Origin of the sequence: Pseudomonas sp. S44 (assembly GCF_016624805.1) — a bacterium.
In the GTDB taxonomy this organism is placed as follows: Bacteria; Pseudomonadota; Gammaproteobacteria; order Pseudomonadales; family Pseudomonadaceae; genus Aquipseudomonas; species Aquipseudomonas machongensis.
The window spans coordinates 1-17,230 of the sequence record NZ_JACVTY010000047.1; the positions used below are offsets into that span (position 1 = coordinate 1).

The following is a 17,230-nucleotide window of genomic DNA, read 5'->3' on the forward strand; positions in this document are numbered from 1 at the left end:
GTCGGGGCGCCAAACCGTTGCTCCTAAAGATACCCCACCGCTCCCAGATCAAGCGGTGAACCTGTGGGAGCGGCGGTTCGGCGCCCCGACTTGTCCCGCGATAGGGCCACCACAGGCACCACAACTGGCGAGCTACTGCCCCGCCATCTCCCGCACCCGGCGCTGGTGCGATTCGGCATAGGCCGCCCCGCGTGCCTGCAACAGCGGGTCGTCCGAAGGGGTGATGCCAGGTGGCAATATCAACGGGTTGAAATCGATGTCGCGGCACGGGCCGTCCATCTGCGGCTGCTGAGCGTCGATCACCAGCACCCCGGCATCGATCTCCTGGTGACCTGGTTGAGTCCACAACTGCGTGGCATCGTTGACCGGGTCGCCCGGCAACGCCGGGGTGAGGATCAGGTGCCAGCGCAGCGGCCCCTCGGCCAGGCGGGAGGCCAGGCCATAGGACAACATGTCGGGGTCATTCTGCGCGATCTGCTCATCGCTGAGCGGCGCATAGGGCGTTTCTGGTTGCAGACGCCAGCGCACCAGGTGCTCTTGCCCGTCTGCGGCATTGAAGCGAAAGGCGTTGACGCTGAAGTACGCCGCGTTGTCGAACCCCGTCGATGGCCGGTGCGCAGCCATCCAGTCCTCGAAGGCCTGGCTCTCGGGATGGTCGCGACGAAAATGCCGAATGCGCGCCTCACGACCGTCGGTCGGCACCGAGGCCTGCAATTGCTCCAGCAACGCCTCGGGGGTGCGCACGAAGAACACTGGGCTTGAATTGAGTGCCATGCGCCAGGTTTCCCCACCGTTGCTGATGTCCAGCGCCAGGCTGCGCATGCCCCCTTGGGTATCGTTGACCGACGGGTTGCCACCGACCACCGAGAAGCGCCCTGTCACGGGGTAACTGCCAGTGCGCAACAACCCGGTGTTTGCCAGTGCGACACCCTGGCCGTTGCTGTCGAAGCGACCGCTGACGCACAGGCCCTTGGCGTGATTGCGGCGAAAGCCCGGCTGCGGGCCGGATACGGCTTCGAACGCATCGACCATGTGGGCAGCGCCGGCAGGAGAGGATAACGATAAGGGGGCTGCCCAGCCATTGCGCTCGACGAGCAGTGCACAGCCAAGGCCGGCGGACAGTGTCAGGAACAGGGCAAGGAGGACGTGGCGGCGGTGCTGAGCAGGCATTCAGGCGATCCAAGAATCCGGTCGCCCGTCACCAGGGTCCTTATTGGCGGATATCGGCGAACCACAACGGCGATGGCAGGCTGGCATTGGCCGTATACAACTGGCCCGAACTGCGGTCCGCGACCACGCGCGCCACGGCATCGAGGTCGACGCCGTCCGGGGCGCCGATCAGCGCGTAGCCTAGCTGAGACTGACGCCAGACCACAACATCCATGCCAGCGACGTTCAACTGTGCGATGGACTGGTCGGGCTTGGGCTCCTTCATCACGCACAGGGCTACCGGATCGCCCTGCTGCGGCAGGTACACCAGCTGGATCAGCGCCTTGTTGTTGAAGCGCAGGCGCTGCACGCGCTTGAAGGTCAGGCCAGCGGCACTGAGGTCTGGCACACGTAACTCGAGGCCGTCGATCTGGCGGATGTCGGCAAGGGTCTTGCGCACATCGTCGGTGTCAGGTGTGACGTAGTTCACCGTGTCGCGGGTGTACAGTTGCTGGTAGCTGGCAGCCTGCATCACCCAGGGCGAGGCCTGGACCTGGGCGACGCTGGGCGCCTGCAGCGCGCGGTCGGTGTTCAGCGCACCACCGATGAAACCCGCCTGCAGCACCAGGCCGTAGCACACCGCACCGGTGGCGAAGGCCACGGCCAGCCAACCGAACCTGGGGCGACCGAACAGACGGGTGAGCAGGCTTTCAGGCTCGGCTGCCGGACGCGAGGGCGCCGCGCTGGCCGGGGCGGCGTGCCGGGCGATCAACGCATCGACGTTGCTCACCAGGCTGTCAGGGACCGGGGGCAGCGCCTGGCGGGCGAAGGCCTCGGCGTATGGCAGGGCAGACGACATCAACAGCGCGACACGCTCGGCCACTTCGGGCGAAGCGTTCATGAGCTGCTCGATTTCCTCGCACTGTTGCGGCGACAATTCGCCGTCAACATAGGCCATCAGCAGGGCATCATCCGCGACGGTGGTGGTCAATTCCCGGTCTCCGTTATTCATGGTACTTCGCACTTCTGTTACGGCATCGTTGCGGCCTTGTGGGCCGACCTGCGAGCGAAGGGGTAGTCAGCTCGCCATCATATTAATATCACTGAAACAGCCGCAAGCAGCTTTACCTAGCGCTGACAAGTCGGCAAATGCGACACAGCCAGCATTATAAATCGATTTTGAAACGCACTCGGATAGGTTTTTAGCGTAGGTGGTGGCACAATCCGCGCAGTGTATCGGCTCAGCGACAATGAAGTCCAAGACATGCGAGGGAATCCGCCGGCCGGAGCGTACGGCGGCCGCATGAGAAGCAACTGACTTCCAGTCCACCCAGTACAAGAACGAGGAACTATGTCGATCACCGGTGCCGACCTCCCTGCACTGCTCCCTGGCATGTTGCCGCGCCTGTGGGCCTTTGCCCTGCGCCTCTCGGGCGACCGGCACGACGCTGAAGACCTGGTCCAGCTCGCCTGCGTGCGCGCCCTCGAACGTACCCACCAACTGCGGCCGGACACTGCCCCGCTGAGCTGGATGTTCGCCATCGTGCATACCACCTGGATCAACGAGGTGCGCTCGCGCAACGTGCGCAGCCGCTCGCGCTCGGAGTGGAACGACAGCGTCATCGAGTCGGTGACCGACCCTGCCGCGCCCACCCCGGAAACCGATCTGATGCACCAGCAGATCCTCACGGCAGTGAACAGCCTGCCCGAGGGCCAGCGCGAAGTGATGCTGCTGGTGGCGGTGGAGCGCTTCAGCTACAAGGAAGCCGCCGACATCCTGGAGGTGCCTATCGGCACGGTCATGAGTCGGCTGTCCCGCGCCAGGCAAACGATTGGCACGCTGCTCAATGACACCCCCAAGCCCTCGGCGCCTGGCCGCGACCTGCTGCGCACCTGAACCTTCGTACGCATTGCCAGGCACTTGCATACGCCCTCCTGGGAAACTGCTCGGCAACTTTCGGCCTGTTGATTTTTCATACAGTGCGCCGAAGCCATTATTTTTACAAGTGAAGGGAACTCATCTTGTTATTTATCGTCCTTGTTTCATGAGCTCATACTTTCAGGCAATAAAAACGCCCATAACGCTTATCTCACGCCGTTTATTCCATAGCTTTTTCTGTTTTTTTTAATTACCAATTTTAGTTGGACTCTCGCGCTCAGCCCTTTCTATTCTTGCCCCGACGGAACAACTTTCAGGTTCCCGCCACCCCGCTTTCCTGTCATTGAATTGAAGAGGCAAACATGAAACGACACCTCTGGCTCGCCCTGCTGGGCACCCTGTCACTCGGCGCCCACGCCGCTACCCTTGATGTACCGGTCAACCTGGTCAGCGCCGATGGCAAGGCACAGCCCATCGGTCAGGTCAGCATCAGCGAGTCGGCCTACGGGCTGATCTTCACCCCCAAGCTGAACAGCCTGCCCGCAGGCGTGCATGGTTTCCACGTGCATGAGAACGGCAGCTGTGCGCCAGGCATGAAAGATGGCAAGGCAGTGGCGGCGCTGGCCGCGGGCGGGCACTTCGACCCGGCCAAGACCGGCAAGCACCTGGGCCCCTATGGCAATGGCCATCTGGGTGACCTGCCGGCGCTCTATGTGAACGCCGACGGCACCTCCACCTATCCGGTCCTGGCGCCGCGCCTGAAGACGATTTCCGAAATCAAGGGCCACGCCTTGATGATCCATGCCGGTGGCGACAACCACGCCGACATGCCCATGCCACTGGGCGGTGGCGGCGACCGCGTGGCCTGCGGCGTGATCTGAACCAGGCAGGCCGGGCGTCAGTAATCGCCGCGCTTGTGCAACGCCCAGCGCCCGGCCAGCACGGTCACGTCGGCAAGGGGGCATGTCCAGTGCCTGACACCGGCTGAGCCGATGCCAGGCACCGCTCGCAGTCAGGCCGCCAATCGCCCTTGGGCAATCGCCTCCGACGCTGCCAGCATCGCCCGCAGCAACACTGCACAACCCGCCGCCAGATCCTCGGGCGTGGCGTTCTCGATCTCGTTGTGGCTGATGCCGTTCTCGCACGGCACGAAAATCATGCCTGCCGGGCCCAGCTCGGCCAGGAAGATCGCATCGTGCCCTGCCCCGCTGACGATATCCATGTGCGCCAAGCCAAGGCTCCTGGCCGACTCACGCACGGCATCGACACAGTTGCGGTCGAAATACAGCGCCGGGAAATCCGCCGTTGGCGTCAGCTCGAAACTCAGCCCGTGTTTGGCACACGTGCTGTCGATCACTTCACGCACCTCGGCGATCATCGAATCGAGCCGATCTCCCTCAAGGTGACGGAAGTCCAGGGTCATGCGTACCTCACCCGGAATCACGTTGCGCGACCCCGGATACGCCTGCAGGCAACCGACCGTGCCACAGGCATGTGGCTGATGCCCCAGTGCGGTGCGGTTGACGGCCTCGACCACTGCCGCCGCGCCGACCAGGGCATCCTTGCGCAGGTGCATCGGCGTCGGCCCGGCGTGCGCCTCGACGCCGCGCAGGCTCAGGTCGAACCACTTCTGGCCGAGGGCGCCGAGCACCACGCCGATGGTCTTGCCTTGATCCTCCAGAATCGGCCCCTGCTCGATATGCGCCTCGAAATACGCCCCGACCGGATGCCCCAGCACGGCCCTCGGGCCGGCATAACCGATGGCCTGCAGCGCCTCACCGACGCTGGTCCCCTGGGCGTCGCGCTTGGCCAGCGTCTCTTCGAGGGTGAACTTGCCGGCGAACACCCCCGATCCCATCATGCACGGCGGGAAGCGCGAGCCTTCCTCGTTGGTCCACACCACCACCTCAAGCGGCGCTTCGGTTTCCACGCCGAGGTCATTCAGGGTGCGGATCACCTCCAGGCCGGCCATCACCCCGAAGCAGCCATCGAACTTGCCGCCAGTGGGCTGCGTGTCGATGTGGCTGCCGGTCATCACCGGTGGCAGCTTGGGGTTGCGTCCGGGACGCCGGGCGAACATGTTGCCGATCGCATCGACGCTGACACTGCAACCTGCGGCCTCGCACCACTGCCGGAACAGGTCGCGGGCCTGGCGGTCCAGGTCGGTCAGCGCCAATCGGCAGACCCCGCCCTTGGGCGTGGCGCCCAGGCGCGCGAGGTCCATCAGCGATTGCCACAGGCGCGCGCTGTCGACATGGCGGTCGGTGGAGTGCAGCACTTCCTTGATCGGTTTCATCGGGACTCTCCTCAGGCGATTTCTTGTTCTGGTGATTCGGCTGTAGCGGCCAGCCAGATTCAGGGTGATGGTTTGGCCAGGCGCGCCGTTCCACGCACCGCGACTCGGCCCAGGACGTAATACAGCCCCGCCCCCAGCAGCGAACCGGTAAACCAGCCGTAGTCATAGAACCAACTGAAGCTGCTGTTGCCGATCGACATCACGGTCAGCGCCACCGGCACCGCGAACGCCAGGAACCCGACCCAGTTCCAGGCCGGGTACACGTCATCGCGGTACAACCCGGCAAGGTCCAGTTGCTGGCGGCGGATCAGGAAGTAGTCCACCACCATGATCCCGGCAATCGGCCCGAGCAGGCTCGAATAACCCAGTAGCCAGTTGGAATACACGCTCTCAAGGCTCAGGTCGGAAACGATCCAGCCAAGCTTTTTCAGCAATTCGTGCCCCATCAGCGCCAGGCCGATGAACCCGGTCAACCACACCGCGCGGCTGCGCCCGATCAGGCGTGGGGCGATGTTCTGGAAGTCATTGGTCGGTGAGACGATGTTCGCCGCCGTGTTGGTCGACAGCGTGGCGATGATGATCAGCGCCATGGCCAGCGCCACCCAGCCGGGGCTCTGGATACGTCCGATCAGGCTCACCGGGTCCGAGACCGTTTCGCCCACCAGCGATGCCGAGGCGGCGGTCATGATCACGCCCAGGGCAGCGAACAGGAACATGGTCAGCGGCAGGCCAAAGATCTGGCCGAGGATCTGGTCCTTCTGGCTTTTGGCGTAGCGGCTGAAGTCGGGAATATTCAACGACAGCGTGGCCCAGAACCCGACCATTGCCGTCAGCCCCGCGCAGAAATAGCCGACCACGCTGGCCCCCTCCGGGCGCTTGGGCGGCTGGGCCAGCAGTTCGCTCATCGACATGTGCGGCAGCGCCCAGAAGAGCAGGCCTACGCCCACCGCCACCAGCAGCGGTGCCGACAGGGTCTCCAGCCATTTGATCGACTCCGAGCCGCGCAGCACCACCCGCAGGTTGAGCAGCCAGAACAGCATGAAGCCGATCACCTCGCCGGTTCCGCCCAGGCTCTTCCAACCGTCGAACAGCGACCCCAGGAACAGGTGGATGGCAAGGCCGCCGAACATCGTCTGGATACCGAACCAGCCGCAAGCCACCACCGCGCGGATCAGGCACGGCACGTTGGAGCCGAGAATGCCGAACGAGGCGCGCAGCAGCACCGGAAAGGGAATGCCGTACTTGGTGCCGGGGAAGGCGTTGAGGGTCAGCGGTATCAGCACGATGAGGTTGGCCAGCAAGATCGCCAGCAGCGCCTCGCCGACGCTCAGCCCAAAGTAGGCGGTCAGGACCCCGCCGAGGGTGTAGGTAGGGACGCAGATGGACATGCCGACCCACAAGGCGGTGATGTGCCATTTGTTCCAGGTACGCTGGTGCACCTTGGTCGGTGCGATGTCGTGGTTGTAGCGAGGGCTGTCGAGGACATCAGTGCCTTCGGACAGCTCGTACAGCCCGTGCTGCTCGATCACTTGCGATCTGCTCTGTTGCATGGGGCCTTCTCCAGATTGTTCTAGTTATTCGCTCATCGGCTGAATCGATGGCCGGAGTTACACACCTCACCAGTACTGCACCTCCGGTCCGGCCTGGCGGTTGTGGCCGCACTCAAATTGCGTGCCGGATTGGCCCGGGCCAACCCTGCCGGCCACCGCCGACTGGAGGTAATTCACTGATTTGCAAGGCATTGATTAGCGCCAGGGAAAAGTACGGTCATGCCCTGCCCTGCCGTCTTGCTGGTGGCGGCCCGCCCTGGCCTGCGCACTCGGTTTCAATCTGGTGCAGCCTGGTTTTTGCGTGGCGTGGTTCGCGCCGGCAAGCCAGGTTTCAAACGGCTGATTTCGCATGGAAAATCTTGACCAAATCTGCTTCTTGTCAAGTGCGTCAAAATGGTGAGCAGCCTGTCCATTTTGGTGATTTATAAAGAAAACACTTATATTTCAGTAAGTTATAAAAGTAATAAGCTCATAAAATTTTTTCTTGATCAATCCTTGATCAGCATCTAGATTCCAATCTTGTCAGCGCTGACAGGATTGCAACGCAGCCTCCAGCCGCTGGCTCAAAACAATTTCAAGAACCGGCAAAACGACCGGTCAGCCTGCGAGGAAGACGGTATGTCCCTGTTGATCCGTGGCGCCACCGTGGTCACCCACGAAGAAAGCTATCCCGCCGATGTCCTGTGTGCCGATGGCCTGATCCGCGCCATTGGCAAAGACCTCGAAGTGCCCAGCGGTTGCCAGGTCCTGGACGGCAGCGGCCAGTACCTGATGCCAGGGGGCATCGACCCGCACACCCACATGCAGTTGCCATTCATGGGCACCGTGGCCAGCGAGGACTTCTTCAGCGGCACCGCCGCAGGCCTGGCCGGCGGCACCACCTCGATCATCGACTTCGTCATCCCGAATCCGCAGCAGTCCCTGCTGGAGGCCTTCCACACCTGGCGCGGCTGGGCGCAGAAGTCGGCCAGTGACTATGGTTTTCACGTCGCAATCACCTGGTGGAGCGAGCAGGTCGCCCAGGAGATGGGCGAGCTCGTCGCCCATCACGGTGTGAACAGCTTCAAGCACTTCATGGCCTACAAGAACGCGATCATGGCCGCCGATGACACCCTGGTCGCCAGCTTCGAGCGCTGCCTGCAGCTGGGCGCGGTGCCCACCGTGCATGCGGAGAACGGCGAGCTGGTGTACCACCTGCAGAAGAAACTGCTGGCCCAGGGCATCACCGGCCCCGAGGCCCATCCGCTGTCGCGTCCGGCGCAGGTCGAGGGCGAGGCGGCCAGCCGCGCCATCCGTATAGCCGAAACGCTGGGCACCCCGCTTTACCTGGTGCACATCTCGAGCAAGGAAGCACTGGATGAGATCACCTACGCCCGGGCCAAGGGCCAGCCGGTGTATGGCGAGGTACTGCCGGGGCACCTGCTGATCGACGACAGCGTCTATCGCAACCCCGACTGGTCCACCGCCGCCGGCTATGTGATGAGCCCGCCATTCCGTCCGCACGAACACCAGGAAGCCCTGTGGCGCGGCTTGCAATCGGGCAGCCTGCACACCACCGCCACCGACCATTGCTGCTTCTGCGCCGAGCAGAAAGCCATGGGCCGTGATGATTTCAGCCGCATCCCCAACGGCACCGCCGGCATCGAGGACCGCATGGCGGTGTTGTGGGACGCCGGCGTCAACAGCGGGCGCTTGTCGATGCACGAGTTCGTGGCGCTGACCTCGACCAACACGGCCAAGATCTTCAACCTGTTCCCGCGCAAGGGAGCGATCCGTGTGGGAGCCGACGCCGACCTGGTGCTCTGGGATCCGCAGGGCACACGCACGATTTCTGCCAGCACCCATCACCAGAAGGTCGACTTCAACATCTTCGAAGGTCGCACGGTGCGCGGCATTCCCAGCCACACCATCAGCCAGGGGCGAGTGCTCTGGGCCGATGGCGACCTGCGCGCCGAGCCGGGCGCGGGACGCTATGTGGAAAGGCCCGCCTACCCCTCGGTGTACGAGGTCCTAGGGCGACGGGCCGAGCAGCAGCGGCCGATCCCGGTCAGCCGCTGAGCAGCCCATAACAGCCGGGGGCCGCAGCGCCTCCGGCGATAACAATCCAGAGACACCTGTTGACTGCCATCCCGAAACGGACGGGCGAGGAACCGCCGCCTGCCCCCATAAAAAAGAGAGAGGCTACAACCGTGATCGACACCCTGAACCACTTGCCGCGCCCGAGGGCCAGCGCCGAGCAGCTCGCCGACGCCTTCACCGACCTCGCCCCTCCCCTGACCGCACGCCAGGCCGCCGTGGAAAGCGCGCGCTGCCTGTACTGCTACGACGCCCCCTGTGTGAATGCATGCCCGAGCGAAATCGACATCCCTTCGTTCATCCACCGCATCAGTGATGAAAACCTGCAGGGCGCCGCCGAGCGGATCCTGTCGGCGAACATCCTCGGTGGTAGCTGTGCCCGCGTATGCCCGACCGAAATCCTCTGCCAGCAAGCCTGCGTACGCAACAACGCCCGGGAGTGCGCGCCGGTGCTGATCGGCCAGTTGCAACGCTATGCCCTGGACAACGCCGGTTTCAGCGAACACCCCTTCAAGCGCTCACCCAGCACCGGCAAGCGCATCGCAGTGGTCGGTGCCGGCCCCGCCGGGCTGTCCTGTGCACATCGCCTGGCCTTGCATGGTCATGACGTGGTGGTCTTCGAGGCGCAGGAAAAGGCTGGCGGCCTCAACGAATACGGCATCGCCCGCTACAAGCTGGTCGACGACTACGCCCAGCGTGAAGTGGAGTTCCTGCTCGGCATCGGCGGCATCGAGCTCCGCCATGGCCAACGCCTGGGTGACAACCTCACCCTCGGCGAGCTGCGGGACCAGTACGACGCGGTATTCCTGGGCCTTGGCCTGAATGCCGTGCGCCAGCTCGGCCTGCCGGGCGAAGAGGCCCCTGGCGTGCTGGCCGCCACCGACTACATCCGTGAACTGCGCCAGGCCGACGACCTCAGCCAACTGCCGCTGGCCGACCGCTGCCTGGTGATCGGCGCGGGCAATACCGCCATCGACATGGCGGTGCAGATGAGCCGCCTGGGTGCGCGCGAGGTCAACCTCGTCTACCGCCGCGGCGCCGCCGACATGGGCGCCACCGGCCACGAGCAGGACATCGCCAAGGCCAACCAGGTGCGCCTGCATACCTGGGCGCGGCCCGATGCGGTGCTGCTGGATGAGCAGGGCCGGGTGAAGGGGATGCGCTTCGTCCGCACCGAACAGGTCGAGGGAAAACTGGCCGATACCGGCGAAACCTTCGAGCTGCCCGCCGACGGGATCTTCAAGGCCATCGGTCAGTGCTTCGACGACGCAGGGCTCAAGGACCCGGTGGCGGCGCAACTGGCGCGCGATGGCGAACGCATCCGCGTCGACGAGCAGATGCGCACCAGCTTGCCTGGCGTCTATGCCGGTGGCGACTGCACCGCCCTGGGCCAGGACCTCACCGTCCAGGCCGTGCAACATGGCAAGCTGGCCGCCGAAGCCATCCATGCCCAACTCATGCTCAATGTGGAGGCAGCGTAAATGGCCGATCTGTCCATCGAATTCGCCGGTATCAAGGCACCCAACCCTTTCTGGCTGGCGTCCGCGCCACCGACCGACAAAGCCTACAACGTGGTTCGCGCCTTCGAGGCGGGCTGGGGTGGCGTGGTCTGGAAAACCCTCGGCGAGGACCCGGCGGCCGTCAACGTGTCGTCGCGCTACTCGGCGCACTTCGGCGCCAACCGCCAGGTGCAGGGCATCAACAACATCGAGCTGATCACCGACCGCTCGCTGGAGATCAACCTGCGTGAAATCACCCAGGTTAAGAAGGATTGGCCCGACCGGGCGCTGGTGGTGTCGTTGATGGTGCCGTGCGTCGAGGAGTCGTGGAAGTTCATCCTGCCGCTGGTCGAAGCCACCGGCGCCGATGGCATCGAGCTGAACTTCGGCTGCCCCCACGGCATGCCAGAACGCGGCATGGGCGCGGCGGTCGGCCAGGTGCCGGAATACGTGGAAATGGTCACCCGCTGGTGCAAGACGTATTGCTCACTGCCGGTGATCGTCAAGCTCACGCCCAACATCACCGACATCCGCCAATCGGCCCGCGCCGCACATCGAGGCGGCGCCGATGCCGTGTCGCTGATCAACACCATCAACTCGATCACCAGTGTCGACCTGGACCGCATGGTCGCCCACCCCATCGTCGGTGACCAGAGCACCCATGGCGGCTACTGCGGCTCGGCGGTCAAACCGATCGCGCTGAACATGGTCGCCGAGATCGCGCGCGATCCTGAAACCCGGGGCCTGCCGATCTGTGGCATCGGTGGAATCGGCAACTGGCGCGATGCCGCGGAATTCATCGCACTGGGTAGCGGCGCGGTGCAGGTGTGCACGGCGGCGATGTTGCACGGTTTTCGCATCGTCGAAGACATGAAAGATGGCCTGGCGCGCTGGATGGACCAGCACGGACACCGCACCCTGGAAGCCTTCCGCGGCCAGGCCGTACCGCACACCACCGACTGGAAGTACCTGGACATCAACTACAAGTCGGTGGCGCATATCGACCAGGATGCCTGCATCGGCTGCGGACGCTGCCACATCGCCTGCGAAGACACCTCGCACCAGGCCATCGCCAACACCCTGCAGGCCGATGGGACGCACGTCTACAGCGTGATCGAGGCCGAATGCGTGGGGTGCAACCTGTGCCAGATCACCTGCCCGGTTGAAGACTGCATCGACATGGTGGCGCAAGAGACCGGCAAGCCATACCTGAACTGGACCCAGGATCCGCGCAACCCCTATCGTGAAGCGAGCTGACCCGTAGGAGCGGGCTTGCCCGCGAACGGGGCGCCGAACCGCCGCTTACACGATCGCCCGCCGGGGTTGTCATGCACCCCGGCAGGCTCAAGGCTCCAGCCCGATGCCCCGCAGAATCACGCTGGTCACCGTCTGCACCGCCCGCTCGAACGCCATGTCCGACAGCGGCTGCCCATCATTGAGCAAAGCCACCTGATAACCGAAATCGGCGTAATGCTGGGTCGAAGCCCAGATCATGTAGAGCAGCGCCGACGGCTCGACCGGGAGGATACGCCCCTCCTCCACCCACCGCCGGATCTTGGCTTCCTTCAACTGCGCCCAAGGCACCAGCGAATCGTCCAGGCTGCCTCCCAGCAGCGGCGCGCCATGGAGGATTTCCTCGGCCCAGACCTTCGAGCCCAGCGGCCGCGAGCGCGAGTGCCCCATCTTGGCGCGGATATAGCTGGTCAGCACGACGCGCGGGTCGTCGAAGCGTTCGAAACAGAGGGCATCCTGCTTCCAGACGTCCAGCAGGTCCTGCAGTACCGCTCGATAGAGTTCGTCCTTGGTACTGAAGTAGTAATGCAGGTTGGAACGCGGCAACTGCGCACGCTCGGCGATGTCGCCCATGGAGGTGACGCCGTAGCCCTGTTCGGCGAACACCTGCTCGGCTGCCTGGAGGATCTTCTCGATATTGCGACGGCGGATCTCGATCTTGTGGTTGGCCATAGGGCGTCCGAAGCGGCTGGAACCTGTCAAGGCTAACACGCAGGCGCCAGGACTGCGCTCTGCAGATCGACCACTGTGCTTCGTCTGACAGTTGTAGCGTCACAACTGCGCACCCGCTCTGGAACCCCTGCCCATGCGTCCGACCCTTCCACTTTCGTTACTGGCCCTGTTGGTCAGCACCGCCACCCATGCCGCCGAGCGCATCGAGCTCGAACAGGTGCTGATCCAGGACCGCCAGCAATCCGAGCAGGAGGCCGCCGCCGAACGATTGCGCGAGATCCCTGGCGCCAGCAACCTGGTGGATATGGAAACCGTCGGCCAGGGACGCGTGGCCAGCAACCACGATGTGCTGGCCTACCAGCCAGGCGTGTTCGCCCAGTCGGCGGGCAACGACGGGATCAAGCTGTCGATCCGGGGCTCGGGTATCAACCGCGCGCCTGGCGCCCATGGCTCGGGGGTCTACACGATGTTCGACGGCTTGCCGCTGACCGGCCCCGGCGGAACGCCCTACGAGCTGTTCGAACCCTTGTGGCTGAGCCGCGCCGAGGTACTGCGCGGCGCCAACGGCTTCGACCAGGGCGCCCTGGCTCTGGGCGGTGCAATCAATTACGTGACCCACACCGGCCATGACGCCGCCCCCCTGCAACTGCGCTATGAGGTCGGCAGCCACGGCTACCAGCGCCGGCACATCAGCTCTGGCCAGGTGCTGGGCAACCTCGACTACTACGTGGCGCTGACCGACGCAGAGTACGACGGCTACCAGCGACACAGCAGCGGCAGTGCCAAGGGCATCGCCGCCAATGTCGGCTATCGCTTCAACCCGAATCTGGAAACGCGCTTCTACCTGCGCTACCGGGAAACCGAGAACGATCTGGCCGGGCGCCTGACCAAGGAGCAGATCAAGCACCACCCGCGCGCCGCCAACCCAGCCTACCTCGCCCGCGATGACAGCCGTCCCCAGCCCGGCAGCACCTGGGTGGGCAACAAGACCACCTTCTTCCTCGACGACGACTCACGCCTGGAGGCCGGGCTGGTCTATCACGACTACCCGATGGACCTGCGCGAAGGCCCGATGCGCCTGAAGGTGGCCTACACCGATGTCAGCGGCACGCTCAACTATATGCGTCGCGACACCCTGTTCGGCCACGAGAGCAAGACCACCGTTGGCTGGCGTACCACCAAGCATCTGCCCAACAGCGGCGCCTCGCAGTTCGCCCGCAATGGCGATGTGTTCGGCCCGCGCAGCCGCGACTTCAGCTACCAGGGCTCGGACAACGTGCTGCACCTGGGCAACGATCTGGAGCTGGTCCCCAACCTGTGGCTGACCACGGGCCTTGCCATGATCTACACCCGCCGCGAAAGTGCTGTCACCTTCCCCGCCAACGGCGGCAAGGTCAGCCAGCACGACTGGGACTACGCACCACGCCTGGGCCTGCGCTACGACATCGATCCGCAGACCCAGGTCTACGGCAACCTCAGTCGCTCCGTCGAACCACCGCACCCCTGGTCGTTGATCTGGAGTTCGACCGTTGCAACGCAACCGATCGAGATGCAGAACCAGACGGCCACCACCCTGGAGCTGGGGGCCCGCGGCGACTCGGTGCTGGGGCGCTGGGACCTGGCCTGGTACTACTCGCAGGTGCGTCACGAGCTGCTGGCAGTGGAAATCGTGCCGGGCCAGCCGTTCAAGGAGTTCAACGCCAGCGCCACCGTGCATCAGGGCATCGAAGCCGGCCTGGACAGCACGCTGTGGGAGCAGCCGGGCAGTGGCAAGCTGTCGCTGCGCCAGGCCTATACCTTCAGCGACTTCCATTACCGCGACGATGACCGCTTCGGCGACAACCGCTTGCCGGGCATCCCCATGCATTACTACCAGGCCGAGCTACGTTACGACTGGCCGAGCGGTTTCTACGCCGGGGTGAACACGCAACTGGCCTCCAAGGTGCAGGTGGACTACGCCAACAGCTACCACGCCGATGCCTACGCCCTGCTGGGCGCGCGTCTGGGCTGGGATTCGCCCAAGCGGGACTGGCAGACCTGGCTCGACCTGCGCAACCTGACCAACAAGCGCTACGCCGCGACGGTGACACCAGGGTACGACGATGTCGGGCTGGATGCTGCGCGCTCGACCCCGGGAGAAGGGTTCGGAATGTATGCGGGGGTTTCGTACAGCTTCCGCTAGCGATTAGCCGGGGCAATTGAACATGCACCCCGCAGGAGCAGCATTACGCTGCTCCTGCCCTTGGGTAGATCGAGTCAGGACGGCAACTGCACCTGCGGTGTGGTCTCGGTGAAGATCGTCCAGCTGGAGATGAACAACGCGGCGATCAACGGCCCGATCACGAAGCCGTTGAGGCCGAACACCGCCAGCCCGCCCAGGGTCGACACCAGGATCAGGTAGTCGGGCATGCGCGTATCCTTGCCCACCAGGATCGGGCGCAGCAGGTTGTCCACCAGCCCGATCACCAGCACGCCGAACGCCGTCAGCACGATGCCCTGCCACATCGCGCCGGTCAGCAGGAAATACACCGCAACCGGCCCCCAGACGATCCCGGCCCCCACCGCAGGCAGCAGCGACAAGAACGCCATCAGCACCGCCCACACCAGCGCACTGGGAATATCCAGCACCCAGAAGATCAAGCCGCCCAGCGCGCCCTGGGTGATGGCCACCAACAGGTTGCCCTTCACCGTGGCCCGCACCACACGGTTGAACTTCAGCTGCAAGCGGCGCTTCTGCTGCTCGGGCAGCGGCACGGCCTGACGGACCTTGCGCGCCAGCTCCGGCCCTTCACGCAGGAAGAAGTACAGCAGGTAGAGCATGATGCCGAAGCTCACCAGGAAGTCGAAGGTGCCCTGGCCAAAACTGAAGGCCTGGCTGGCAAGGAACTGGCTACCCTGTGTCGCCCACTTGGTGATCTTGTCGCGCAGGCCATCGAGATTGCCCATGCCCATGCGGTCCAGGCCGTTCTGGGCGAAGTGCGGCAGCATGTCCTTGCCGCGCTCGATGTAGCCGGCGATATCCAGTTGGCCGCTTTCAATGCGCTGGTACAGTGTTGCCCCCTCCTGGACCAGCAGGGCACTGATGATGATCACCGGCAGGATCGCAATCATCAGGCAGGTGGCCAAGGTAGCGCCGGCCGCCAGGTTGCGCCGACGGTTGAAACGCAGCAGCAGGTTGCGCTGCAGCGGTGCGAACAGGATGCCCAGGATCACGGCCCAGAAGATCGCGCCGTAGTACGGCAGCAGTATCCAGAAGAATGCGATGGTGACCAGCGCCAGCAATACGGCCAGGGCTCTGTTCTGTAGAGCAGTTTGATTCATGGGCTTTCCTCGATTGTCCTGGACCTTAGTGCACAGCGTAGAGGCAAAAGTGCCATCAGCAGCGCTTGATCCAGGTCAATACCGCGTTCCGGGCCCGGTCGTAGCATCCGCACCTTTTGCCCCGGTGCCCCCATGAACCCTCTTGCCAAGCCCGAACTGCTGGCCCCCGCCGGCTCGTTGAAGACCCTGCGCTACGCCTTCGCCTATGGCGCCGATGCGGTCTACGCCGGCCAGCCGCGCTACAGCTTGCGGGTGCGTAACAACGAATTCGACCACGCCAACCTGGCCCTGGGCATCCAGGAAGCGCACGCCCTGGGCAAGCGCTTCTACGTGGTGGTCAACATCGCGCCGCACAACGCCAAGCTCAAGACCTTCCTCAAGGACCTGGCGCCCGTGATCGAGATGGCACCCGATGCGTTGATCATGTCCGACCCCGGGCTGATCATGCTGGTGCGCCAGCATTTCCCACAGATGCCCGTGCACCTGTCGGTGCAGGCCAACACAGTGAACTGGGCCAGCGTGCAGTTCTGGCAACAGCTGGGCCTGAGCCGGGTGATTCTGTCGCGCGAGCTGTCGCTGGAAGAGATCGAGGAAATCCGCCAGCAAGTACCTGACATGGAACTGGAGGTCTTCGTCCATGGCGCACTGTGCATGGCCTATTCCGGGCGCTGCCTGTTGTCGGGCTACCTGAACAAGCGCGACGCCAACCAGGGCAGCTGCACCAATGCCTGTCGCTGGAAGTACCAGGCGACCCCGGCAGGGGAAAACGCCACCGGCGACATCGTGCGTGAGTGCGAACCGACCTTGGGCATTGGCGCGCCCACCGAACAGGTGTTCCTGTTGCAGGAGGGCAACCGCCCTGGCGAAGAGATGCCGGCGTTCGAAGACGAACACGGCACCTACATCATGAACGCCAAGGATCTGCGCGCGGTACAGCACGTCGAGCGCCTGACCCGGATGGGCGTGCACTCGCTGAAGATCGAAGGACGGACCAAGTCGCACTTCTATTGCGCCCGTGCCGTGCAGTCCTACCGCCAGGCGATCGACGACGCCGTCGCCGGTCGGCCCTTCGATCGCAGCCTGATGGACAACCTCGAGTCCCTGGCCCAGCGCGGCTACACCGAAGGCTTCCTGCGCCGCCATGTGCACGACGAGTACCAGAACTACCAGCGCGGCAACTCGATCTCGGAGCGCCAACAGTTCGTTGGCGAACTGACGGGGCTGCGTATCGACGGGCTGGCCGAGGTGAAGGTGAAGAACCGCTTCGCACTGGGCGACACCCTCGAACTGATGACCCCTCGCGGCAACTACCACTTCGAGCTCGACCGGTTGGGTGATCGCCAAGGCCAGGCCATCGAGGTGGCTCCAGGCGACGGGCACCTGGTGTACCTGCCGATTCCGGAGCAGGTATCGCTCGAATTCGGGCTGCTGATGCGCGACCTGCCTGTGCAGGAGGCCCTGGGCTGACAACGCTGTAATGACAGCCTCAGCTGAC

13 protein-coding genes are annotated in these 17,230 nt (G+C 64.2%); 7 read left to right on the plus strand and 6 right to left on the minus strand.

Going from position 1 to position 17,230, the window contains the following annotated elements; translation table 11 throughout:
• Positions 1–132 precede the first annotated feature (132 nt).
• Both IAE40_RS24095 and IAE40_RS24100 read right to left on the minus strand, forming a co-directional pair.
• Positions 133–1,170, minus strand: coding sequence for a catalase family peroxidase (locus IAE40_RS24095; RefSeq protein WP_200603986.1), 1,038 nt, complete (start codon positions 1,168–1,170; stop codon positions 133–135).
• Between the two features lie 40 nt (positions 1,171–1,210).
• Complete coding sequence (locus IAE40_RS24100) at positions 1,211–2,161, minus strand: anti-sigma factor (RefSeq protein ID WP_234465237.1); 951 nt, start codon at positions 2,159–2,161, stop codon at positions 1,211–1,213.
• A 339-nt stretch (positions 2,162–2,500) separates the two neighbouring features.
• Here IAE40_RS24100 and IAE40_RS24105 point away from each other — a divergent pair, with 339 nt between their 5' ends.
• Complete coding sequence (locus IAE40_RS24105) at positions 2,501–3,046, plus strand: RNA polymerase sigma factor (RefSeq protein ID WP_196759873.1); 546 nt, start codon at positions 2,501–2,503, stop codon at positions 3,044–3,046.
• Positions 3,047–3,390: 344 nt separating this feature from the next.
• On the plus strand, positions 3,391–3,909 hold the full coding sequence (gene sodC / locus IAE40_RS24110; protein ID WP_153773459.1) for a superoxide dismutase family protein: 519 nt from the start codon (positions 3,391–3,393) through the stop codon (positions 3,907–3,909).
• A 131-nt stretch (positions 3,910–4,040) separates the two neighbouring features.
• Here the strand turns inward: sodC and IAE40_RS24115 are convergent, their stop codons facing one another.
• Both IAE40_RS24115 and IAE40_RS24120 read right to left on the minus strand, forming a co-directional pair.
• A complete protein-coding gene (locus IAE40_RS24115) occupies positions 4,041–5,324 on the minus strand; it encodes a Zn-dependent hydrolase (RefSeq protein WP_112898712.1) in 1,284 nt (427 codons plus the stop codon).
• Between the two features lie 59 nt (positions 5,325–5,383).
• Positions 5,384–6,874, minus strand: a complete 1,491-nt coding sequence (locus IAE40_RS24120) for an NCS1 family nucleobase:cation symporter-1 (protein WP_200603987.1) — start codon at positions 6,872–6,874, stop codon at positions 5,384–5,386.
• A 618-nt stretch (positions 6,875–7,492) separates the two neighbouring features.
• On the opposite strand from IAE40_RS24120, the gene hydA reads away from it, so the two are divergent.
• The 3 genes from hydA (at position 7,493) to preA (ending at position 11,706) form a co-directional block, all read left to right on the plus strand.
• Positions 7,493–8,932 carry a dihydropyrimidinase gene (gene hydA, locus IAE40_RS24125; protein ID WP_200603988.1) on the plus strand — a complete coding sequence of 480 codons (1,440 nt, stop codon included), beginning with the start codon at positions 7,493–7,495 and terminating at the stop codon, positions 8,930–8,932.
• 131 nt (positions 8,933–9,063) lie between these two features.
• Positions 9,064–10,431 carry an NAD(P)-dependent oxidoreductase gene (locus tag IAE40_RS24130; protein WP_200603989.1) on the plus strand — a complete coding sequence of 456 codons (1,368 nt, stop codon included), beginning with the start codon at positions 9,064–9,066 and terminating at the stop codon, positions 10,429–10,431.
• The gene (gene preA / locus IAE40_RS24135) at positions 10,432–11,706 is read left to right on the plus strand and encodes an NAD-dependent dihydropyrimidine dehydrogenase subunit PreA (protein ID WP_200603990.1); all 1,275 of its coding nucleotides are present in this window, start codon (positions 10,432–10,434) and stop codon (positions 11,704–11,706) included.
• Positions 11,707–11,793: 87 nt separating this feature from the next.
• Here preA and IAE40_RS24140 read toward each other — a convergent pair whose 3' ends face one another.
• A complete protein-coding gene (locus IAE40_RS24140; RefSeq protein ID WP_054895334.1) occupies positions 11,794–12,414 on the minus strand; it encodes a TetR/AcrR family transcriptional regulator in 621 nt (206 codons plus the stop codon).
• 133 nt (positions 12,415–12,547) lie between these two features.
• On the opposite strand from IAE40_RS24140, the gene IAE40_RS24145 reads away from it, so the two are divergent.
• On the plus strand, positions 12,548–14,596 hold the full coding sequence (locus IAE40_RS24145; protein ID WP_200603991.1) for a TonB-dependent receptor family protein: 2,049 nt from the start codon (positions 12,548–12,550) through the stop codon (positions 14,594–14,596).
• Between the two features lie 74 nt (positions 14,597–14,670).
• Here the strand turns inward: IAE40_RS24145 and IAE40_RS24150 are convergent, their stop codons facing one another.
• A complete protein-coding gene (locus IAE40_RS24150) occupies positions 14,671–15,735 on the minus strand; it encodes an AI-2E family transporter (RefSeq protein ID WP_054895332.1) in 1,065 nt (354 codons plus the stop codon).
• Positions 15,736–15,867: 132 nt separating this feature from the next.
• On the opposite strand from IAE40_RS24150, the gene trhP reads away from it, so the two are divergent.
• Positions 15,868–17,202: a prephenate-dependent tRNA uridine(34) hydroxylase TrhP gene (gene trhP / locus IAE40_RS24155; RefSeq protein WP_200603992.1), complete on the plus strand. Its 1,335-nt coding sequence runs from the start codon at positions 15,868–15,870 to the stop codon at positions 17,200–17,202.
• The last annotated feature ends 28 nt before the right edge of the window (positions 17,203–17,230 follow it).